A 20139-nucleotide genomic window follows, 5' to 3' on the forward strand; every position below is an offset into this window, starting at 1 on the left:
CATGACCACGATTGTGTACGGATTGAAGAACTGCGACACCTGCAAAAAAGCCACCAAGTGGCTGGACCGTTTCCAGGTGCCGTACACCTTCGTCGACTACCGCGACGAGAAGCCGACGCCGGAGACCCTGATCGACTGGGCGGCCCAGGCCGGTGGCTTCCCCGCGTTGATCAACAGGTCCTCCACCACGTGGCGGCAGCTGCCGGAGAACCGCAAAGCGGCCGATTCGGAGGCCGAATGGAAGCTGCTGCTGCGCGAGTACCCGCAGCTGATCAAGCGCCCGGTGGTGGTGAGCGCCGAGGGCGTGATGACCCAGGGCTTCTCGGACAACGGCTTCAAGCAGCGGTTCGGAGTGGGCGCGTGAACGACGTCGTCGCGCTGACCTGCGACCTGATCGCGCGCGCCTCGGTCACACCCGAGGACGCCGGTTGCCAGGCGCTGCTGGCCGGCCGTCTTGAACGCGCCGGCTTCCACTGCGAACACCTGCGCCTGGGCGAGGTCGACAACCTGTGGGCCACACACGGGCAGGGCGCGCCGGTGCTGGTGCTGCTCGGGCATACCGACGTGGTGCCGACCGGCCCGGTCTCGGCCTGGACCAGCGATCCGTTCGATCCGCAGATCCGCGAGGGCGTGCTGTACGGGCGCGGCGCGGCCGACATGAAAGGCAGCGTGGCCGCCTTCGTGGTGGCCGCCGAGCAGTTCGTGGCCGCCCATCCGGACCATCCCGGCACGCTGGCCGTGCTGCTGACCAGCGACGAGGAAGGCGACGCCATCGACGGTGTGCGGCGCGTGGCGGACATCTTCCGCGCGCGCGGCCAGGCCATCGACTGGTGCATCACCGGTGAGCCGTCCTCCACCGCCGTGCTCGGCGATCTGCTGCGCGTCGGCCGCCGCGGCAGCTTGTCGGGAACGCTCACGGTGAAAGGCGTGCAGGGCCATGTCGCGTATCCGGACAAGGCGCGCAATCCGATCCATCTCGCTGCCGCGGCACTGGCGGAACTGACTGCACGGCACTGGGACGATGGCTTCGAGAGCTTCCCGCCGACCAGCCTGCAGGTCTCCAACATCCATGCCGGCACCGGTGCGAACAACGTGATCCCCGGCGAGCTGCAGGTGCTGTTCAACCTGCGCTACAACCCACACTGGACTGCGCCGGCGCTGGAGCGGGAGATCGCCACGCTGCTGGAGCGGCATGCGCTCGAGTACACCCTCACGTGGCATCGCAGTGGCGAGCCGTTCTACACCCCGGAAGGCACGCTGCGCAGGGTTGCCCGCGACGTCCTGGGTGAGTTCGCCGGTGCGCCGCCGGAGGAGAGCACCGGCGGTGGTACCTCCGATGCGCGCTTCATCGCGCCGCTGGGCGCGCAGTGCATCGAAGTGGGGCCGGTCAATGCGAGCATCCACCAGGTCGACGAGAACGTCCGCGTGGCGGATCTGGAAGCGCTGCCGGCGCTGTACCAGCGCTTGATCGAGCGTTTGTTGGCCTGATGCACGTGCTGCGCCGACCAACGGTCGGCGCCTACCGCCTCAGTCGCGCGAGTTCGCCCTTACGCCACGATCAGCCCGAACGACGCCAACGCGGCCGCCGCCTGGCGCTGCGAGATCACCGCCTTCTTGAACAGCTTGGCATCCATCACGTTGAGCCCGCTGATGTCGGTGCCGCGCAGGTCCGCACCTTCAAACCGGGTCAGCCGCGTCTGTGCGTTGCGCAGGCTGCCGCCGTTGAACACCGCATCGCGGAAGTCGCAGCCGGACAGCTCAGCCTCGGAGAAATCCATGCCCTCCAGCTGGGCCTTGCGGAACGACATCCCGCGCAGGTCCGCGCTCACCAGCAGGCAATCGCGGAATTCCAGTGCCCAGCCGGTGACTTCCTGCAGGTGCGCGCCGGTCAGCTTGCAGTCCTGGAACTGCACCGAGGACAACGTCGCGCGGCGCCAGTGACTGTTGTTGAGATCGCAGTGCGAGAAGCGCGCGTCGCTGAGCAGCGCCGAGCTGAAATCGCATTGGCTGCCACGGCACTTCGTCCACTGGCTTTCTTCCAGTGAGGCCGCCAGCCAGGACGCGCCGGTGACCGAGCACTGGTGGAACTGGACGCCATCCATGTCCAGCCGCGAGAAGTCGCCGTGATCGAAGCTGCAGCTCTCGAAAATGGCTGCCCGCGGATGTGCGGCGATGATGGCCTGCATGCGCTCGCGGGTGACGGTCTCATCGCGGAAGGTAGCGGTATTCATGCCGCCATTCTGGGTGATGCAGCACGCGAGCGGCAGACTTGAACGTCCCTCTGGAGTGTGTACAAGCCACGTCGTAGACCTACGTCGCGGTAGTGCCGGCCGCTGGCCGGCTCCCCACGTCGCCACGCAATCACGCGAGCCGGCCAGCGGCCGGCACTACCCTCACGCAAGCCGGCACTACCCGAAGGTCCAGAACGGCGGCTCGATGGTCTTGCGCCAGTAGGTTTCCCCGGCGAGATAGAACTTCTGCGCATAGGCCTTCGCAAACCATCCGGCGGCGGCGTCCAGATCCTTGGTCACGCCCGCGCGCCCACGCCCCAGCAGCAGGCCGCTGAAGTACTGGCCGTACACATTGCCCTGGTCGGCCGAACGCCGATACCAGCGCAGTGCCTCGATGCCATCGCGCGGCAGGCCCATGCCGAGTTCGTACATCGCGCCGAGATCCACCTGGGCGTCGGCATCGCCACGCTGCGCACGCCGCTGGATGTCGACGACCAGCGGATGCAGGGTGCCATCCGGCTGTGGCGCGATCGCCTGCGGCAGCCGCGAGGATTCGGACTGCATGTGGTGGTAGATGGTCGCGCGCAGGTCCCAGCGCAGCGCGCTCGCTGCGTCACCGCGTTCGCGATGGAACTTGGCCAGCATCAGCATGGCCATCGGGTTGCCGTGCTCGGCCGCGGTGCGGTACCAGCGCTCGGCCTTCCGCGGCGAGGCACGCAGCGCCGTGCCCTGGACGATGTTGGGGCCGGTGCCGTGCACCAGCTCACCGTGGGTCCAGATCCGGCCCAGCGCCTCTTCGGCCTGGGGGTTGTGGAAGCTCCACGGGGTGACGGCGGCGGCACGCTCATACCACGTCACCGCGCGCGGATCGTTGAAGGTTTCGTAGGTTTTCGCCGCGTCCCAGGCACTGTCGAAGCTGCCGTCGGCGGCCTTGGCCTCGACCGACTGCACGATGCTTGCGGGCGTCCGTGACGGGGCGCTGCTGCAGGCGACCAGGGCGAAGGTGAGGGCGATGCCGCCCAGGCGTGAAGCGATGCGTCCGATGCGAAGGGTCATGCCAGCCAGGTGATGCGTAAGGGCGGTGATTATCGCCCGGCCCCGGAGCGCCTGGTTGTCCGCGACGGTCGGTTTGGTTGCCATCGCAACAGTTGCACCGCCGTCGAAACCCGGTTACGGTCGGTCCATGTCCTCGTTCCCGGCCACCGCTGTCAACAATACCAACCGCACCAATCTGCGCGCGAATAATCGTGCGCGGCCGATGCGGGACTGCGACCAGGGCTAGTACAAGCAACACGCCCGGACCCCAGAAAACCCGCATCGACCGATGCGGGTTTTTTTGTGGCCCGGGTTTACCCCTTCCGGGCCCGGGTGGCCGGTCGAATGCCTGCAACACGTGTATTCCCCCATTATCAGGAGCTGTTCCCATGTGTTCGATCTTCGGTATTTTCGGCCTCCAGGCCGGCGACGACCTCCCCGCACTGCGCCGCCATGCGCTGGACCTCTCGCAGCGCCAGCGCCATCGTGGCCCGGACTGGAGCGGGGTGTATGTCGATGACGGCGCCATCCTGGTCCACGAGCGGCTGGCCATCGTGGATCCGGCCGGTGGCTCGCAGCCGCTGCTGTCCGATGACGGCGGCCTGGCGCTGGCGGTCAACGGCGAAATCTACAACCACCGCGAACTGAAGGCCGAACTGGCCCAGCCGTACGCTTTCCAGACCGGCTCGGACTGCGAGGTGATCAACGCCCTGTACCGCGAGGACAGCCCGGCGTCCTTCCTGAACCGCCTCAACGGCATCTTCGCCTTCGCGCTGTGGGACCGCGCCCAGCAGCGCGTGCTGATCGCGCGTGATCCGATCGGCGTGGTGCCGCTGTACTGGGGCCACGACAAGGACGGCCGCCTGGTGGTGGCCTCCGAACTGAAGTCGCTGGTGGACATCTGCGCCGACGCCGCGCAGTTCCCGCCGGGCCATTGGTACGACAGTGCCACCGATACGTTGACCCGCTATTACGAACGCCCCTGGCGCGATTACGACGCGGTGGAAGGCGTCGAGGCCGACCGCGTCGAGCTGCGCGAGGCGTTCGAGCGCGCGGTGCACCGCCAGTTGATGACCGACGTGCCCTATGGCGTGCTGCTCTCCGGTGGTCTGGATTCGTCGCTGGTCGCTGCGGTCGCCGCGCGTTATGCCCGCCACCGTGTCGAAGATGGCGATCAGACGGAAGCCTGGTGGCCGCGCCTGCACTCCTTCGCGATCGGTCTGAAGGGTTCGCCCGATCTGGCTGCCGCCGCCATCGCCGCCGAAGCACTGGGCACCGTGCACCACGGCTTCGAGTACACCTTCGAAGAGGGGCTGGATGCGCTGCCGGAAGTGATCCGCCACGTGGAGACCTATGACGTCACCACCATCCGCGCGTCTACGCCGATGTTCCTGCTGGCGCGCCGGATCAAGGCGATGGGCGTGAAAATGGTGCTGTCCGGCGAAGGCAGCGACGAGATCTTCGGTGGCTATCTGTACTTCCACAAGGCGCCGAACGCACGGGAGTTCCACGAAGAGCTGGTGCGCAAGCTGGACGCGCTCAACAACTACGATTGCCTGCGCGCCAACAAGTCGATGATGGCCTGGGGCGTGGAGCCGCGCGTGCCGTTCCTGGACCGCGAGTTCCTCGATGTGGCCATGCGCATCGATGCCAAGCACAAGATGGTCGGGCAGGGCCCCGCCGGTGCACGCCGGATCGAGAAGGCGGTGCTGCGCGAGGCCTTCGAAGGCTACCTGCCGGACGCGATCCTGTGGCGCCAGAAGGAACAGTTCAGTGACGGCGTCGGCTACGGGTGGATCGACGGGCTCAAGGCACATGCCGAAGCCCAGGTCAGCGACCGCGTGATGGCGGCGGCGGACAAGCGCTTCGTGCACAACCCGCCGCAGACCAAGGAAGCCTACTTCTACCGCCACGTGTTCGAGCAGTACTTCCCGACCCAGGCCGCGGCGGAAACCGTGCCGGGTGGCAAGTCCATCGCATGTTCCTCGCCGGCCGCCATCGCATGGGACGCCAGCTTTGCCGCGATGGCCGATCCGTCCGGGCGCGCGATCGCCGGCGTGCACGAGCAGGCGCTGGCCTGACGGATGTACCACACCGCCGCGTCGTCCGCGGTGGTGTGGCAGCGCGTGCAGACCGTAGAATCGCCCCTTCAATCGATGGGGATCGGTCATGGACTCTGACACCACCGGCATGCGCCGCAGCGGGCTGGCATGGCGCTACCTGGGCTGGGTGGCACTGCCGCTGTTGATCGGCCTGGGCCTGGCGCGGTTTGCCGGCCCGGCCGTGACCGCACAGGCGGCCCGTGCCGAGTCCTCGCTGGGCGCCGACTGGGCCGCGCATCTGCATGCGCCGCTCGGTCTGTTCCTGCTGCAGTTGCTGGTGTTGCTGATGGTCGCCAAGGCCGCGGGCTGGGTGTTCCGTCGCCTCGGCCAGCCGGGTGTGATCGGTGAGATGGCGGCCGGCCTGATGATGGGGCCGCTGGTGCTGGGCGCCCTGTTGCCGCAGGTGCACGGCATGCTGTTCCCGCCGGCATCGCTCGGTTCGCTCGGCCTTCTCAGCCAGCTCGGCGTGCTGATGTTCCTGCTGGTGGCCGGTGCGGAGCTGGACCTGGGCGGGCTGCGCGGACGACGTCGTTTCGCCTTCGTGGTCAGCCATGCCGGCATCGCGGTGCCGTTCGTGCTGGGCGTGCTGCTGGCGATCTGGCTGTACGGCGCGCACGCACCGCCGGGCGTGGGCTTCACCGGCTTTGCGTTGTTCGTCGGCATCTCATTGAGCATCACCGCCTTCCCGGTGCTGCTGCGCATCCTGGCCGACCGAGGCATGACCGGCACGCCGCTGGGCCAGACCGCCATCGCCTGCGCCGCGCTCGGTGATGCCACCGCATGGTGCCTGCTGGCGCTGATCGTGGCGGCTGCGCAATCGCAGGGCTGGGTGCCCGCGACGATCAACCTGGTCTGCGTGGTCGCTTTCGTCGCGCTGATGCTGGGCGTGGTGCGCCCGTGGTTCTCCCGCCTGGTGATCGCACCAGGCCAGGAAGGACGCTGGCTGCTGATCATGCTGTTGATGGCGTTGGGCTCAGCCCTGGTCACCGAGATGCTGGGCATCCACGCGCTGTTCGGCGCGTTCGCGGCCGGCGTGGCGGTGTCCGGCAACGCCACCCTGCGGCATACCGTGGCCGAGCGTGTCGAGCCGTTCGCGGTCACCCTGCTGCTGCCCTTGTTCTTCGCCATGACCGGCCTGCGCATGCGCGCCGATGCCCTGCAGGCCAGCGACCTGGTGCTGTGCCTGATCGTGATCGTGGTGGCTACGCTCGGGAAGCTGATCGGCACCTGGAGCGCCGCGCGCAGTGCGGGCATGGGCAGCCATGAGGCGTGGAAGCTCGGTGCCCTGATGAACACCCGCGGCCTGATGGAGCTGATCGTGCTCAACCTGGGCTACGAGCTGGGCTTCCTGGGGGATCGCCTGTTTGCCGTGCTGGTGATCATGGCGCTGGTGACCACGGCCATGACCGGGCCGTTGCTGAATGCGATGGAGCGGTGGAAGCGCAACTGCAACTGATTCCGATTAGATCACCGGAATTCCAGATAGGGCACCATGCGCGCATTGATTCATCAGGAGCACCCCCATGAAAGGCAACCCGGACGTCATCGCCTGCTTGAAGGAACTGCTGCGCGGCGAGTTGGCCGCGCGCGACCAGTACTTCATCCATTCGCGCCGCTACGAAGACCAGGGCCTGTTCGCGCTCTATGAGCGCCTCAACCACGAAATGGAAGAAGAGACCCAGCACGCCGATGCGTTGCTGCGCCGCATCCTCTTCCTCGGCGGCGACCCGGACATGCGCCCGCATGTGTTCGAGCCCGGCGTGACCGTGGAAGAGATGCTGCAGAAGGACCTGGACACCGAATACAGCGTCCGCAACAACCTGGCTGCCGGCATGAAGCTGTGCGAACAGCACCAGGACTACGTCAGCCGCGACATGCTGCTGGTGCAGTTGAAGGACACCGAAGAAGACCACGCCTGGTGGCTGGAGCAGCAGCTTGGCCTGATCAAGCGGATCGGCCTGGCGCTGTACCAGACCAGCAAGATGGATGCGAAAGGTACCGCCGCGCACTGAGTACGGCATCGGGTTCCACACGCCAGCCAGCCTTCGCCAGCCAGCCGACGTGGATTCGAACAGAGAGGCCGGGGAAACCCGGCCTTTTCCGTGGGCGCAAAAAAAACGGCCGGGTTTCCCCGGCCGTTCCGATCCACGTCGACGCGGGACCGTTATTCCACCGCCAGCCCTTCCACCTTCTGCCAGCCACGCGGCAGCAGATGGCCGCGGGTGGCGCGGGTCCCCAGGTAGGTGTCCAGGTCCTTGAAGGACAGGTTCATCGTGCGCTGGCCGCTGCGCACCAGCAGCGTGTTGCCCGGCGCCACCGACACCACCGCGACCACGCGCTCGGTGGCGAGCTTGGCCTTGGGGATGTCGATGATCTTGTTGCCCTTGCCCTTGTCCAGTTCCGGCAGGTCGCTGGCGGCGATCGCCAGCAGGTTGCCCGAGCTGGTCACGGCCACGATGCGGTCCGTCTCCGGATTGGCGACCACGGCCGGGGTCAGCACCTTGGAACCGGAGGTCAGGTTGAGCATCGCCTTGCCGGCCTTGTTGCGGCCGGTGAGGTTCTCGAAGCGGGTCACGAAGCCATAGCCGTGGGTGGACGCCAGCACGAAGCGCGTGTTGTTCTCGCCACTGGCCAGCGTCATGAAGGCGCTGCCCGGGGCCGGCGAGAAGCGACCGGTCAGCGGCTCGCCGTTGCCACGGGCCGAGGGCAGGGTGTGGATCAGGGTCGAGTACGCACGGCCCTCGCTGTCCAGGAACGCCACCTGCTGCGTGCTGCGTGCGCGCACGGAGCCGAGCAGCGCATCGCCATCACGATAGGACAGGGTGGCCGGGTCCATGTCGTGGCCCTTGGCCGCACGGATCCAGCCCTTCTCCGAAAGCACCACCGTCATCGGTTCGCTCGGTACCAGCTCGGTCTCGTCGATGGCCTGCGCCGCGCCACGCTGCACCAGCGGCGAGCGACGGTCATCGCCGAACTTCTTCGCATCGGCCACCAGCTCGTCGCGGATCAGCTTCTTCAGCTTGGCCTTGCTCTCCAGGATGCCGACGATCTTGTCGCGTTCCTTGGCCAGCTCGTCCTGCTCGCCGCGGATCTTCATTTCTTCCAGGCGGGCCAGCTGCTTCAGCTTGGTCTCCAGGATGTACTCGGCCTGTTCCTCGCTCAGCGCGAAGCGCGCGATCAGCGCCGGCTTGGCTTCGTCCTCGGTGCGGATGATGTGGATCACTTCATCCAGGTTGAGGAAGGCGACCAGCAAGCCGTCCAACATGTGCAGGCGACGCTCGACCTTCTCCAGGCGGTGGTTGAGGCGGCGGGTCACGGTGGTGCTGCGGAACTGCAGCCACTCGCTGAGCAGGGTCTTGAGGTTCTTGACCTGCGGGCGGCCGTCCAGCCCGATCACGTTGAGGTTGACCCGGTAGCTGCGCTCCAGGTCGGTGGTGGCGAACAGGTGGCCCATCAACTGCTCGGCGTCCACGCGGTTGGAGCGGGGCACCAGCACCACGCGCACCGGGTTGGCATGGTCGGACTCATCGCGGATGTCCTCCAGCCACGGCAGCTTCTTGGCGCGCATCTGCGCGGCGATCTGCTCGATCACCTTCGACGGCGATACCTGGAACGGCAGCGCGTTGATCACGATGTTGCCGTTCTCCTTCAGGAAGGTGGAGCGCGCCCGCACGCTGCCGTAACCGGTCTCGTACATGGTGCGCAGATCGGCGATCGGGGTGATGATCTCGGCGAAGCTCGGGTAGTCCGGGCCCTTCACGTGCTCGCACAGGTCGGTGACCGTGGCATCGGGATCGTCGAGCAGGTGCAGCAGCGCGCTGACGATCTCGTTGAGGTTGTGCGGCGGCACGTCGGTGGCCATGCCGACGGCGATGCCGGTGGTGCCGTTGAGCAGCAGGTGCGGCAGGCGCGCCGGCATCCAGGTCGGCTCTTCCAGGGTGCCGTCGAAGTTCGGGGTCCAGTCGGTGGTGCCCTGGTTGATCTCGCCCAGCAGCACTTCGGCGATCGGGGTCAGCTTGGACTCGGTGTAACGCATCGCCGCGAACGACTTGGGATCGTCGGTCGAGCCGAAGTTGCCCTGGCCTTCGATCAGCGGGTAGCGGTACGAGAAGGGCTGGGCCATCAGCACCAGCGCTTCGTAGCAGGCGCTGTCGCCGTGGGGATGGTACTTACCGATCACGTCACCGACGGTACGCGCGGACTTCTTCGGCTTGGAGGACGCGTTCAGACCCAGCTCGCTCATCGCGTAGATGATGCGGCGCTGCACCGGCTTGAGGCCGTCGCCGAGGAACGGCAGTGCGCGGTCGAGCACCACGTACATCGAATAGTCCAGGTACGCCCGTTCGGCGTACTCGCGCAGGGGCAGCTGTTCAAAGCCGTGGAACGCGGGGCGGGCAAGATCGGTCATGCGGGATTGTTACCTGTGGCAAGGGACGGCGACGGCTGTCGCCCTCGCAGGCGGATGATTATCCGGATGCGGCCGGGGATGCCAAGCCGCGTGATGGGTTCAGGGGGTGTCCGCTGCGCGCCAGATAGCGCCCGGGCGGGCTGCCGAAGTGGCGGCGGAACACCGTGACGAAGGCGCTGGGGCTGCTGAACCCCAGTTCGTGCGCGATGTCGGACACGCTCTGGCCATCGGACAGGCGGCGCAGGCCCTCGGCCAACCGGGCCTGCTGGCGCCACTGGGCGAAGCTGAGCGTGGTTTCATCGCGGAAGTGCCGGGTCAGTGTACGCGGCGACAGGCCCGCCCACTGGGCCCATTGCTCCAGGCTGCGGCCGTCGGCCGGATCGGCGATCAGCTGCGAGGCGATCCGCAGCAGGCGCCGGTCCTGCGGCATCGGCAGATGCATGCGCTGGCGCGGGGCATTGCGGATTTCGTCCAGCAGGACCTCGATCATGTGCTGCTGGCGCAGGCTGGGTTCGGCCGCCGGCACCCACGCGGTGACCCGCAGCGACAAGGCCTGCAGCAGATCGGAAATGGCCACCACGCAGGGCTCGTCGGGCAGGTCGTGGGCCATCGCCGCGCTGACGATGATGCCCCAGCCCCTTAGCGGCCCACAGATATCCACGGTGTGCGGCTCTCCCGGCGGCATCCAGCCGGCGCAGCCGGGCGGCAGCGACCAGGTGCCATGGCGGGTGCGGGTGGTGAGCAGGCCCGCCTCGACGCAGATCAGCTGTGCGCGCCGGTGCTGGTGCCAGTCGATCTCCCGGTCCAGCCCGCGGGCGCTCTCGATCCGGAAGCCGAGCACGCCCAGTCCATCGTCGCGCTCGAACCAGTCCAAGACCTGGTTGCGGATCATCTGGGTGGCGTCGGTCTCGCGCTCTGGCCTGAAAGTGTTATCCATTGTCCAAATTGTAATACCGGGCCAGTCCAGGGCGCCATTAAGGTAGCGACCTGCCCATTGTTCTGATTGTTGCAACACAGCATTTGGTTCCAGATTAAATATTTCTATTGAGAAATATATTTTTTGGAAGAGAATGCTCACCCATGATCTGCCCTGATGCCCATCCCCCCAGCTTCGGACTCCTGCTGCGCCAAGTGCGCGATGGCCTGGTCCGTCAGCTAGACACGTCGATGGCCGAGGAAAACCTCGGTATTGGCTTCACCCACTATCTCGGCCTGAAGGTGCTCGCGGCGCGTGCCCCGTGCACCGCCAACGAGTTGGCCCAGGCCCTGGACCAGGTGCCGAGCGCGGTGACCCGCCTGCTGGACAAGCTGGAAGCCCTGGATTGCGTGCGGCGCGAGCCGCATGCCCAGGACCGGCGGGCACTGCAGATCGTGCTGACCGAGCCGGGCCGCCAGTTGTGGGCCCGCCTCAAACAGCGCGGGGACCAGACCATCGACGACGCCATGCGTGATCTGTCTTCGGACGAACGCGCGCAGCTGCTTTCCCTCATGACCCGTGTACGCGACTCACTGGTAACGCCATGACTTCCATGTTTGAACGCTCTCATCCACTGCGCCCGTTGCGGCCGGTGCTGGTCTCCGTGCTGGCGCTTGCGCTGGCCGCGTGTGCCAGCAGCCGCGGCCTGGAGCCGCAGGGTCGTCTGCTCGACGCAGACAGCCTGCAGACCCAGCGCACCTTGGCCGCCAACGGCCTGAGCCAGCCCGGTTGGCCGGCCACCGACTGGTGGCGCGCGCTGGGCGACCCCCAGCTTGACGCCCTGATCGCCGAAGGCCTGCAGCGCAATCCCGGGCTGGAGGCGGCCGATGCGCGCCTGCGCCAGGCCCGTGCCCAGATCGGCACCGCCCGCGCCGATCGCCTGCCCAGCGTTTCCGCCTCCGGCGGCTACACCGGCGTGCGCCTGCCCGAATCGATGGTCGGTGACGAACTCGGTGGCAGCTACGCCGGCAGCGGCCAGGCCTACCTGAGCTTCAGCTACGGCATCGACCTGTGGGGCGGCAAGCGCGCCGCCTGGGAAGCCGCCGTGGACAGCGGTCACGCCGCGGAAGTGGACGCCCAGGCCGCGCGCCTGAATCTCTCCGCCGCCATCGCCGAGGCGTACGCGCAGCTGGGCTACGCGTGGACACTGCACGACGTGGCCAGTGAAGAACTGGCGCGCTCGCAGAAGACCCTGGACCTGACCCGCCAGCGTCGCGCCGCTGGCATCGACAGCGACCTGCAGACCCGCCAGGCCGAGGCCCGCATCCCGGCCGCGCAGCAGCAACAGCAGGCCGCGCAGCAGCAGATCGATGAAGCCCGCACCGCGCTCGCCGCGCTGGTCGGGCAGGGCCCGGACCGTGGCCTGCAGATCGAACGCCCGCAGATGCTGAACCCCTTGGCGCTGCAGCTGCCCGGCGTGCTGCCGAGTGAACTGCTCGGTCGTCGCCCGGACATCGTCGCCGCGCGCTGGCGCGTGGAGGCGGCCAACCGCGAGATCCACGCGGCCAAGGCCGCGTTCTACCCCAGTCTCAACCTGACCGCCCTGGGCGGCGTGGTCTCCAGTGAAGTGGACCAGCTGCTCAAGAGTGGCTCGACGTTCGCCTTCCTCGGCCCGGCGCTGAGCCTGCCGATCTTCGACGGCGGCCGCCTGCGCGCCAACCTGGGCAAGACCGACGCGCAGTACGACCTGGCCGTGGCCGACTACAACCAGTCCGTGGTCAACGCGCTGCGTGACGTCGCCGACCAGGTCAACGCGGTGCGTTCGCTGGCCGACCAGGCCAGTGCCCAGGCCCAGGCCGTCAGCACCGCGCGCGCCGCCCATGACCTGGCCGAGCAGCGCTACCGCGCCGGCATCGGCAGCTACCTGGACGTGCTCAGTGTCGAAGAGCAGTTGCTGGTGTCCCAGCAGCGGCTGGCCAGCCTGCAGTCGCGTCAAATCCTTGTTTCGGTCCGCCTGAGCCAGGCGTTGGGCGGTGGTTTCACCCCGACCAGCGACGCCGCCACGGTCGCCGCCACCCCCGAATCCCCGCATTCCTGAGAGTCATCCCATGAGTCAGACCTCCGCCCCCGCTGCCGAGAAGGCAGCTCCCTCCCGTCGCGGCAAGCTGCTGCGCGGCCTGCTGGTCATCGTCGTGCTGCTGCTGGCCGCGCTGGCCCTGTGGTACTTCATGTTCGGCCGCTGGTTCGAAGAAACCGACGATGCCTACGTGCAGGGCAACCAAGTCCAGATCACCCCGCTGATCAGCGGCACCGTGGTCGGGATCAACGCCGATGACGGCATGCGCGTCGAGCGCGGCCAGCTGCTGGTCCAGCTGGACCCGGCCGATACCGAAGTCGCCCTGCAGCAGGCCGAAGCCAACCTCGCCAAGACGGTCCGTCAGGTGCGCGGTCTGTACCGCAGCGTGGAAGGCGCCCAGGCCGAATTGAACGCGCGCCAGGTTACCCTGAAGCGCGTGCGCGAGGACTTCAACCGTCGTAAGGATCTGGCCAACACCGGCGCGATCTCCAACGAAGAACTGGCGCATGCCCGCACCGAACTGGCCGCTGCCGAAGCCGCCGTGGCCGGCTCGCGCGAGACCTTCGAGCGCAGCAACGCGCTGGTGGATGACACCGTGATCGCGACCCAGCCGGACGTGCAGGCCGCCGCCGCGCAGCTGCGCCAGGCCTATCTCAACAATGCCCGCGCCGGCATCGTCGCGCCGGTCACCGGTTACGTCGCCCGTCGTTCGGTGCAGGTCGGCCAGCGCGTGCAGCCGGGCAATGCTCTGATGGCCGTGGTGCCGACCGAGCAGATGTGGGTCGAAGCCAACTTCAAGGAAACCCAGCTGCGCCACATGCGCCTGGGCCAGGAAGTGGAGCTGCGTTCGGACCTGTACGGCGGTGACGTCACCTACAAGGGCCGCATCGACAGCCTCGGCCTGGGCACCGGTTCGGCGTTCTCGCTGCTGCCGGCGCAGAACGCCAGCGGCAACTGGATCAAGATCGTGCAGCGCGTGCCGGTGCGCATCGCCATCGATGCCAAGCAGCTCGCCGAGCATCCGCTGCGCATCGGTCTGTCGATCAAGGCCGAAGTGAGCCTGCGCGACCAGAAGGGTACCGTGCTGCCGACCGAAACCGCCAAGGGCCAGGTGTTCGATACCGACGTCTACGCCAAGCAGCTGCACAGCGCCGACGATGTGATCCACCAGATCATCCAGAGCAACCTGCCGCAGCAGGCCAAGGCGAGCTGAGGCCACCATGTCCGCACAAGCTCCCGCCGCGCCGGGCGCCCCCGCGGCGCCAGGCACGGCCTTCCGGCCGGCCAACGTCGCCCTGTGTACCGCAGGGCTGGCGATGGCCTCGTTCATGCAGGTCCTGGACACCACCATCGCCAACGTGTCGTTGCCGACCATCGCCGGCAATCTCGGCGCCAGTTCGCAGCAGGCCACCTGGGTCATCACCTCGTTCGCGGTCAGCACCGCGATCGCGCTGCCGCTGACCGGCTACCTGAGCCGTCGCTTTGGCGAGACCAAGCTGTTCGTCTGGGCCACGCTGGCCTTCACCCTGGCCTCGCTGCTGTGCGGCCTGGCCCAGAGCATGGGCATGCTGGTGGTCTCGCGTGCGATCCAGGGCTTCGTCGCCGGCCCGATGTACCCGATCACGCAGAGCCTGCTGGTCTCGCTCTATCCACGTGAAAAACGCGGGCAGGCATTGGCGTTGCTGGCGATGATCACCGTGGTCGCGCCGATCGCCGGCCCGATCCTCGGGGGCTGGATCACCGACAACTACAGTTGGGAATGGATCTTCCTGATCAACGTGCCGCTGGGCATCTTCGCCGCGCTGGTGGTGGGCAACCAGCTCAAGGGGCGCCCCGAACACGTCGAAAAGCCGAAGATGGATTACGTCGGCCTGATCACCCTGGTGATCGGCGTGGGCGCCCTGCAGCTGGTGCTCGATCTCGGCAACGACGAAGACTGGTTCAGTTCGACCAAGATCGTCGTGCTGGCCTGTGTGTCGGTGGTGGCCCTGGCAGTGTTCCTGATCTGGGAATTGACCGACAAGGATCCCATCGTCGATCTGCGCCTGTTCCGGCATCGCAACTTCCGCGCCGGTACGCTGGCGATGGTGGTGGCCTACGCGGCGTTCTTCAGCGTGGCGCTGCTGATCCCCCAGTGGCTGCAGCGTGACATGGGCTACACGGCGATCTGGGCCGGCCTGGCAACCGCGCCGATCGGCGTGCTGCCGGTGATCATGACGCCGTTCGTGGGCAAGTACGCCTCGCGGTTCGACATGCGCATGCTGGCCACGATCGCCTTCATCTTCCTGTCGTTCACCAGCTTCCTGCGCTCGGGCTTCAACCTGCAGGTGGACTTCGGCCATGTGGCCGGCATCCAGCTGATCATGGGGATCGGCGTGGCGTTGTTCTTCATGCCGGTGCTGCAGATCCTGCTGTCGGATCTGGACGGTCGCGAAATCGCCGCCGGTTCCGGCCTGGCCACCTTCCTGCGTACGCTGGGCGGCAGCTTCGCCGCCTCGCTGACCACGTGGCTGTGGGCACGCCGTACCCAGGAACACCACGCGCACCTGACCGAACACATCTCCGGCTACACCCCGGGCATGCAGGACCAGGTGACCGCGATGGGGCAGGGAGACCTGCAGCATGGTGCGGCCGCGCTCAACAACATGATCAACCACCAGGCCTCGCAGATGGGCTTCAACGACATCTTCTTCCTGCTGGGCTGGATCTTCCTGGCCATCATCGCCTTCCTGTGGCTGGCCAAGCCGCCGTTCGGCGCAGGGGCGGGTGCGGCCTCGGCCGGCGGGCACTGAAGACGTGATACGTTGAAACGAAAAACCCCGCTGAAAGGCGGGGTTTTTTCGTTGTGGGGTGGTGCCGGGCGTCGCGCGCTACGCATGTATCCATGCATGCCTGGCCCGGAAACGAAAAAACCCGCTTGCGCGGGTTTGATCATTTTCTGAGTCATGGTGCCCAGGAGAGGACTCGAACCTCCACGAAGTTGCCCCCGCTAGCACCTGAAGCTAGTGCGTCTACCAATTCCGCCACCTGGGCGACTCAGGAGGAGAATTCTGCGGGAGAACCGTGAGTGTGTCAACAGGATCGCGAGGGAAATTTTTCGACGATCTACCGTCGTCGCGTCATCGCACTTTGGATGACCCGCACATCGCGCGGGGCGCAGAAACGAAAAAACCCGCTTGCGCGGGTTTGATCATTTACTGAGTCATGGTGCCCAGAAGAGGACTCGAACCTCCACGAAGTTGCCCCCGCTAGCACCTGAAGCTAGTGCGTCTACCAATTCCGCCACCTGGGCGACTCAGGGGGCGAATTCTGGGCATGTCCGGGACGCTTGTCAACGGTTTTGTGAAATTTCTTCACAATCCTGCACAGGAGTGCCGCTGACCGATTCTGCACACCCGTAGCGGTTACTATTGAGGTCAATGAAACCAAAGAAACCGACCCAGGGCGCGAAAGCCCCCAAGTCCCCGGCGCCCAAGAAGGCTGCCGGTCCGTCGGGCAACCCCCGCGCTGCCGCCAAGAAAGCCGGCAAGCTGCCCCCCTGGATGCCCGAATCCCTGAACACCCCTGAGCCGCCGCGCGGCAACAAGCGGGGCGCCAAGCCCGCGCACGCCGGGCCGATTCCGACGCGTCGCCGCCCGCATCCGGCTCCGCTGGATGGTGAAGTGCAGGTGGATCCGTTCGCCGCCCGCGAGGCCGAGCGCTATGCGCAGCCGATCGCCAGCCGTGAGGCGATCCTGCAGCTGCTCGACCGCTGCGATGGCCCGCAGACCGCCGACGAGATCGCCATCCATCTCGGCCTGACCGAGCCGGACCGTGCCGATGCCCTGGGCAAGCGCCTGGGTGCGATGTGCCGTGATGGCCAGCTGGTGCAGAACCGCCGTGGCGGTTTCGCGCCGCTGCAGGCGGTCAACCTGATCACCGGCGTGGTGATCGCCAACCCGGAAGGGTTCGGCTTCCTGCGCCCGGTCGAAGGCGGTGACGACCTGTTCCTGCCGCCGTTCGAGATGCGCAAGGTGCTGCATGGCGACCGCGTGCTGGTCAACGTGACCGGCATCGATCGTCGTGGTCGCCGCGAGGCCAGCATTTCGCGCGTGCTCGAGCGTGGCATGAGCCGCCTGATCGGCCGCTTCAGCGTCGAGTTCGGCATCAATTACGTGGTGCCCGACGACAAGCGCGTGCAGCGCAATGTGCAGATCCCGCCCGACCAGACCGGCGATGCCCGCGACGGCCAGCTGGTGGTCTGCGAGCTGACCCAGGCGCCGGACACCCGTCGCCCGCCGATCGGCCGCATCATCGCCGTGCTCGGCGACAAGCTGACCGCGTCGCTGGTGGTGGAAACCGCCATCCACGGCCACGAGCTGCCGTTCGAGTTCCCGGCCGAAGTGCTGGCGGAAGCCACCGCCGTGCCGATGGTGGTCACCCCGGAACAGATCGGCCACCGCGAAGACCTGCGCAACACGCCGCTGGTCACCATCGATGGCGAGGATGCCAAGGACTTCGACGACGCGGTCTACTGCGAACCGAATGCCGAAGGCTTCCGCCTGGTCGTGGCGATCGCCGACGTCTCCAATTACGTCCGTCCCGGTACGCCGCTGGATGATGAAGCGCAGAAGCGCGCGACCTCGGTCTACTTCCCCGGGTTCGTGGTGCCGATGCTGCCGGAAACGCTGTCCAACGGCATCTGCTCGCTGATGCCCAAGGTCGACCGCATGTGCTTCGTCTGCGACATGCAGGTGAACCGCGAAGGCGAAGTCATCCATTCGCGTTTCTACGAAGCGGTGATGAACTCGCACGCGCGCCTGACCTACAACCAGGTCTGGGAAGCGGTGGGCGAGAACGACCCGGCCGCGCGCAAGGCGATCGGCCCGCTGATGCCGCAGGTCGACCGCCTGTACCAGCTGTATCACGTGCTGGCCAAGGCCCGTACCCGTCGCGGTGCGATCGAATTCGAAACCTCCGAAGTGCGCTTCGTGCTGGACAACACCGGCGAAGTCACCCAGGCCGGGATGATGGTGCGCAACGATGCGCACAAGCTGATCGAAGAATGCATGATCGCGGCCAACGTGCAGGCCGCACGCTACCTGCTGGCCAAGCAGGTGCCGGCGCCGTTCCGCGACCATGAGCGTCCGCCGGAATCCAAGTACGCCGATCTGCTCGAGTTCCTGAAGGAATTCAAGCTGAGCCTGCCGCCGTGGTCGAAGGTGCAGCCGGCCGATTTCACCAAGCTGCTCAAGAAGGTGCGCGATCGCCCCGACGCGGCACTGCTGGAATCGGTGCTGCTGCGCAGCCAGAGCCTGGCCGTGTATTCGCCCGACAACCTGGGCCACTTCGGCCTGGCGTTGGACGCGTACGCCCACTTCACCTCGCCGATCCGTCGCTACCCCGATCTGCTGGTGCACCGTGCGATCAAGCACGCGCTCAGCGGGGCCGCGCCGGAGAAGTTCACCTACTCGCCGCGTGAGATGGCCGCCTTGGCCCTGCAGTGCTCCGAGCGTGCGCGTCGTGCCGACGAAGCCGAGCGCGAAGTCGACGAGCGTTACCGCGCCGCGTGGATGGAAAAGCACGTGGGTGGCCAGTTCGACGGCGTGATCAGTGGCGTGACCAGCTTCGGCCTGTTCGTGGAGCTGGATGAGTCCAAGGTCAACGGCCTGGTCCACGTGACCCAGCTGCCGCACGACTATTACCAGTTCGACGCGGTACGCAAGACGCTCAACGGCGAGCGTCGCGGCAAGATCTACCGTCTCGGTGACCGGGTGCGGATCCTGGTGCTCAAGGCCAGCATGGAAGAGCGCAAGATCGACTTCCGCCTGGTCGAAGAGAAGGACGATGCGCTGCCCGAACTGCCGCCGCGCGGCCAGCCGGCCAAGCGTCAGAAGCAGAAGTACTGATCGTCGCGTACCGGCCCACGGCCGGTACGCGGTAGGTGCCGACCGTTGGTCGGCACACCGTCCCCCCGCCCCCCGCGGGCAGGCATGTTGTTTCCCGCGGACCCCTTCGGAGCGATCCCATGCAGTCCTTCCCCGAATACAGCGGCGGCTGCCAGTGCGGCGCGATCCGCTTCCATGTGGTCGGTGAGCTGACCCACAGTTCGATCTGCCATTGCCGGATGTGCCAGAAGGCCTTCGGCGCGTATTACGCCCCCCTGGTATCGGTGCGCGGCAGCGATTTCCGCTGGACCCGCGGCGAACCCCGGCGTTTCGCGTCGTCCAACCTGGTCCAGCGCGGCTTCTGCGCCGACTGCGGCACCCCATTGACCTATGAAGCGCCGGACGGCGTGGCGGTGGCGGCCGGTGCGTTCGACGAGCCGGCCCGTCTGCCGCCGACGATCCAGTACGGCATCGAGGCCAAGCTGCCGTTCGTGGATACGCTGGGCGCGCTCAGCGCGCTGCGCAGCGAGGAGGACACTGCGGCCGGGGACTTCCTGCTGCATATCGTCTCCCGCCAGCACCCGGACCACGACACCACGGACTGGCCGCCGGGCTGAAGGCCGGCGGTGAACGCGCCCCCGTGAATGCCCCCCGTGAACGCCCGGCAGGGCAGGGTGGGCCTCGATGCTCTACCATTACCAACCCCTTTACCGGTCCCGCCCCCCGCAATGAGCAAGCAAAGCCAGTGGATCGTCGGCGTCAACGCCGTCGCCTCTTCGATCGAGAATGATGCCGAGAACGTCCGCGAGGTCCTCATCGAGGCCGGTGCGAAGAATCCGCGTCTGACCGAGATCGAGGAAAACGCACGCCGCAAGGGCATCGACGTGCGCAAGGTGAACACCCAGGCGCTGGACGGTGTGGGCGGTTCGGTGCGTCACCAGGGCGTGGCCGCGCGCTACCAGGCCGCACGGACCTGGGGCGAGAACGAGCTGGAAGGGCTGGTCGAAGCGGCCGAGGGCAAAGCCCTGCTGCTGATCCTGGATGAAGTCCAGGACCCGCACAATCTCGGCGCCTGCCTGCGCAGCGCGGCGGCGGCCGGTGCCACGGCGGTGATCATTCCCAAGGACAAGTCGGCTTCGGTCAACGCGACCGTGCGCAAGACCTCGGCCGGCGCGGCCGACCGCATCCCGGTGGTGCAGGTGACCAACCTCTCGCGCTGCCTGAAGGATCTGCAGAAGCAGGGCGTGTGGATCTACGGCCTGGCCGGCGAAGCCACCGAATCGCTGTACGCGATCGACCTGAAGGGCAACGTGGCGCTGGTGCTGGGCGGCGAAGCCGACGGCCTGCGCCGCCTGACCCGCGAGAACTGCGATGGCCTGGTCAAGATTCCGATGCCGGGCGATATCGAGAGCCTGAACGTCTCCGTCGCCACCGGCGTGAGCCTGTTCGAAGCAGTGCGTCAGCGCGGGCTGTAAGCCGCGCACAGGCCCGTAGGGTAGAGCC

The 20139-nt window shown here is 67.0% G+C and carries 16 protein-coding genes and 2 tRNA genes; 12 read left to right on the plus strand and 6 right to left on the minus strand.

Going from position 1 to position 20139, the window contains the following annotated elements; translation table 11 throughout:
- Position 1 precedes the first annotated feature (1 nt).
- Both ABE424_RS02260 and dapE read left to right on the plus strand, forming a co-directional pair.
- Positions 2 to 364 carry a Spx/MgsR family RNA polymerase-binding regulatory protein gene (locus ABE424_RS02260; protein ID WP_346492278.1) on the plus strand — a complete coding sequence of 121 codons (363 nt, stop codon included), beginning with the start codon at positions 2 to 4 and terminating at the stop codon, positions 362 to 364.
- The gene (gene dapE / locus ABE424_RS02265; protein WP_346492279.1) at positions 361 to 1488 is read left to right on the plus strand and encodes a succinyl-diaminopimelate desuccinylase; all 1128 of its coding nucleotides are present in this window, start codon (positions 361 to 363) and stop codon (positions 1486 to 1488) included. Before ABE424_RS02260 ends, dapE begins: the two co-directional genes overlap by 4 nt.
- A 59-nt stretch (positions 1489 to 1547) precedes the next feature.
- On the opposite strand, the gene ABE424_RS02270 is transcribed toward dapE, so the two are convergent.
- Both ABE424_RS02270 and ABE424_RS02275 read right to left on the minus strand, forming a co-directional pair.
- On the minus strand, positions 1548 to 2231 hold the full coding sequence (locus tag ABE424_RS02270) for a pentapeptide repeat-containing protein (RefSeq protein WP_346492280.1): 684 nt from the start codon (positions 2229 to 2231) through the stop codon (positions 1548 to 1550).
- Between the two features lie 177 nt (positions 2232 to 2408).
- Entirely contained in the window at positions 2409 to 3287 is an 879-nt protein-coding gene (locus tag ABE424_RS02275; RefSeq protein WP_346492281.1) for a tetratricopeptide repeat protein, read from the minus strand.
- A gap of 368 nt (positions 3288 to 3655) precedes the next feature.
- On the opposite strand from ABE424_RS02275, the gene asnB reads away from it, so the two are divergent.
- The 3 genes from asnB to bfr all read left to right on the plus strand — a co-directional run bounded on the left by asnB (position 3656) and on the right by bfr (position 7380).
- Complete coding sequence (asnB, locus tag ABE424_RS02280) at positions 3656 to 5347, plus strand: asparagine synthase B (protein WP_346492282.1); 1692 nt, start codon at positions 3656 to 3658, stop codon at positions 5345 to 5347.
- Between the two features lie 88 nt (positions 5348 to 5435).
- Positions 5436 to 6824, plus strand: a complete 1389-nt coding sequence (locus ABE424_RS02285; protein ID WP_346492283.1) for a cation:proton antiporter — start codon at positions 5436 to 5438, stop codon at positions 6822 to 6824.
- Between the two features lie 67 nt (positions 6825 to 6891).
- A complete protein-coding gene (bfr, locus tag ABE424_RS02290; RefSeq protein WP_176989944.1) occupies positions 6892 to 7380 on the plus strand; it encodes a bacterioferritin in 489 nt (162 codons plus the stop codon).
- A gap of 152 nt (positions 7381 to 7532) precedes the next feature.
- Here the strand turns inward: bfr and parC are convergent, their stop codons facing one another.
- Both parC and ABE424_RS02300 read right to left on the minus strand, forming a co-directional pair.
- A complete protein-coding gene (gene parC / locus ABE424_RS02295; RefSeq protein ID WP_346492284.1) occupies positions 7533 to 9776 on the minus strand; it encodes a DNA topoisomerase IV subunit A in 2244 nt (747 codons plus the stop codon).
- A gap of 58 nt (positions 9777 to 9834) precedes the next feature.
- Positions 9835 to 10713: a helix-turn-helix transcriptional regulator gene (locus ABE424_RS02300; protein ID WP_179459359.1), complete on the minus strand. Its 879-nt coding sequence runs from the start codon at positions 10711 to 10713 to the stop codon at positions 9835 to 9837.
- 143 nt (positions 10714 to 10856) lie between these two features.
- On the opposite strand from ABE424_RS02300, the gene ABE424_RS02305 reads away from it, so the two are divergent.
- From ABE424_RS02305 to ABE424_RS02320, 4 genes are read left to right on the plus strand one after another with little or no spacing between them, the layout of a single operon-like run.
- Positions 10857 to 11300, plus strand: coding sequence for a MarR family transcriptional regulator (locus ABE424_RS02305; protein WP_019184373.1), 444 nt, complete (start codon positions 10857 to 10859; stop codon positions 11298 to 11300).
- 5 nt (positions 11301 to 11305) lie between these two features.
- Positions 11306 to 12790 (plus strand): efflux transporter outer membrane subunit, encoded by a 1485-nt coding sequence (locus ABE424_RS02310; protein ID WP_176989941.1) that lies wholly within the window; start codon positions 11306 to 11308, stop codon positions 12788 to 12790.
- A gap of 10 nt (positions 12791 to 12800) precedes the next feature.
- Positions 12801 to 13982 (plus strand): multidrug efflux MFS transporter periplasmic adaptor subunit EmrA, encoded by a 1182-nt coding sequence (emrA, locus tag ABE424_RS02315; protein WP_346478525.1) that lies wholly within the window; start codon positions 12801 to 12803, stop codon positions 13980 to 13982.
- 7 nt (positions 13983 to 13989) lie between these two features.
- Positions 13990 to 15561, plus strand: a complete 1572-nt coding sequence (locus ABE424_RS02320; RefSeq protein ID WP_176989939.1) for a DHA2 family efflux MFS transporter permease subunit — start codon at positions 13990 to 13992, stop codon at positions 15559 to 15561.
- 154 nt (positions 15562 to 15715) lie between these two features.
- On the opposite strand, the gene ABE424_RS02325 is transcribed toward ABE424_RS02320, so the two are convergent.
- Both ABE424_RS02325 and ABE424_RS02330 read right to left on the minus strand, forming a co-directional pair.
- A tRNA-Leu gene (locus ABE424_RS02325) sits at positions 15716 to 15802 on the minus strand.
- 172 nt (positions 15803 to 15974) lie between these two features.
- Positions 15975 to 16061 (minus strand) — tRNA-Leu (locus tag ABE424_RS02330).
- A gap of 127 nt (positions 16062 to 16188) precedes the next feature.
- On the opposite strand from ABE424_RS02330, the gene rnr reads away from it, so the two are divergent.
- From rnr to rlmB, 3 genes are all read left to right on the plus strand, one after another.
- Positions 16189 to 18657, plus strand: a complete 2469-nt coding sequence (gene rnr, locus ABE424_RS02335) for a ribonuclease R (protein WP_176989938.1) — start codon at positions 16189 to 16191, stop codon at positions 18655 to 18657.
- Positions 18658 to 18776: 119 nt separating this feature from the next.
- Positions 18777 to 19253, plus strand: coding sequence for a GFA family protein (locus ABE424_RS02340; RefSeq protein WP_346492285.1), 477 nt, complete (start codon positions 18777 to 18779; stop codon positions 19251 to 19253).
- Positions 19254 to 19364: 111 nt separating this feature from the next.
- On the plus strand, positions 19365 to 20111 hold the full coding sequence (gene rlmB / locus ABE424_RS02345; protein ID WP_176989936.1) for a 23S rRNA (guanosine(2251)-2'-O)-methyltransferase RlmB: 747 nt from the start codon (positions 19365 to 19367) through the stop codon (positions 20109 to 20111).
- The last annotated feature ends 28 nt before the right edge of the window (positions 20112 to 20139 follow it).

Origin of the sequence: Stenotrophomonas sp. TWI1149 (assembly GCF_039673155.1) — a bacterium.
Taxonomy (GTDB): domain Bacteria; phylum Pseudomonadota; class Gammaproteobacteria; order Xanthomonadales; family Xanthomonadaceae; genus Stenotrophomonas; species Stenotrophomonas maltophilia_AA.

Excerpts from the sequence above, each read along its gene's own strand:
- ABE424_RS02260 (WP_346492278.1), top strand. The coding sequence starts at position 2 with ATGACCACGATTGTGTACGGATTGAAGAACTGCGACACCTGCAAAAAA.
- ABE424_RS02270 (WP_346492280.1), bottom strand. The coding sequence starts at position 2,231 with ATGAATACCGCTACCTTCCGCGATGAGACCGTCACCCGCGAGCGCATG.
- ABE424_RS02275 (WP_346492281.1), bottom strand. The coding sequence starts at position 3,287 with ATGACCCTTCGCATCGGACGCATCGCTTCACGCCTGGGCGGCATCGCC.
- asnB (WP_346492282.1), top strand. The coding sequence starts at position 3,656 with ATGTGTTCGATCTTCGGTATTTTCGGCCTCCAGGCCGGCGACGACCTC.
- ABE424_RS02285 (WP_346492283.1), top strand. The coding sequence starts at position 5,436 with ATGGACTCTGACACCACCGGCATGCGCCGCAGCGGGCTGGCATGGCGC.
- bfr (WP_176989944.1), top strand. The coding sequence starts at position 6,892 with ATGAAAGGCAACCCGGACGTCATCGCCTGCTTGAAGGAACTGCTGCGC.
- parC (WP_346492284.1), bottom strand. The coding sequence starts at position 9,776 with ATGACCGATCTTGCCCGCCCCGCGTTCCACGGCTTTGAACAGCTGCCC.
- ABE424_RS02300 (WP_179459359.1), bottom strand. The coding sequence starts at position 10,713 with ATGGATAACACTTTCAGGCCAGAGCGCGAGACCGACGCCACCCAGATG.
- ABE424_RS02305 (WP_019184373.1), top strand. The coding sequence starts at position 10,857 with ATGATCTGCCCTGATGCCCATCCCCCCAGCTTCGGACTCCTGCTGCGC.
- ABE424_RS02310 (WP_176989941.1), top strand. The coding sequence starts at position 11,306 with ATGTTTGAACGCTCTCATCCACTGCGCCCGTTGCGGCCGGTGCTGGTC.
- emrA (WP_346478525.1), top strand. The coding sequence starts at position 12,801 with ATGAGTCAGACCTCCGCCCCCGCTGCCGAGAAGGCAGCTCCCTCCCGT.
- ABE424_RS02320 (WP_176989939.1), top strand. The coding sequence starts at position 13,990 with ATGTCCGCACAAGCTCCCGCCGCGCCGGGCGCCCCCGCGGCGCCAGGC.
- rnr (WP_176989938.1), top strand. The coding sequence starts at position 16,189 with ATGAAACCAAAGAAACCGACCCAGGGCGCGAAAGCCCCCAAGTCCCCG.
- ABE424_RS02340 (WP_346492285.1), top strand. The coding sequence starts at position 18,777 with ATGCAGTCCTTCCCCGAATACAGCGGCGGCTGCCAGTGCGGCGCGATC.
- rlmB (WP_176989936.1), top strand. The coding sequence starts at position 19,365 with ATGAGCAAGCAAAGCCAGTGGATCGTCGGCGTCAACGCCGTCGCCTCT.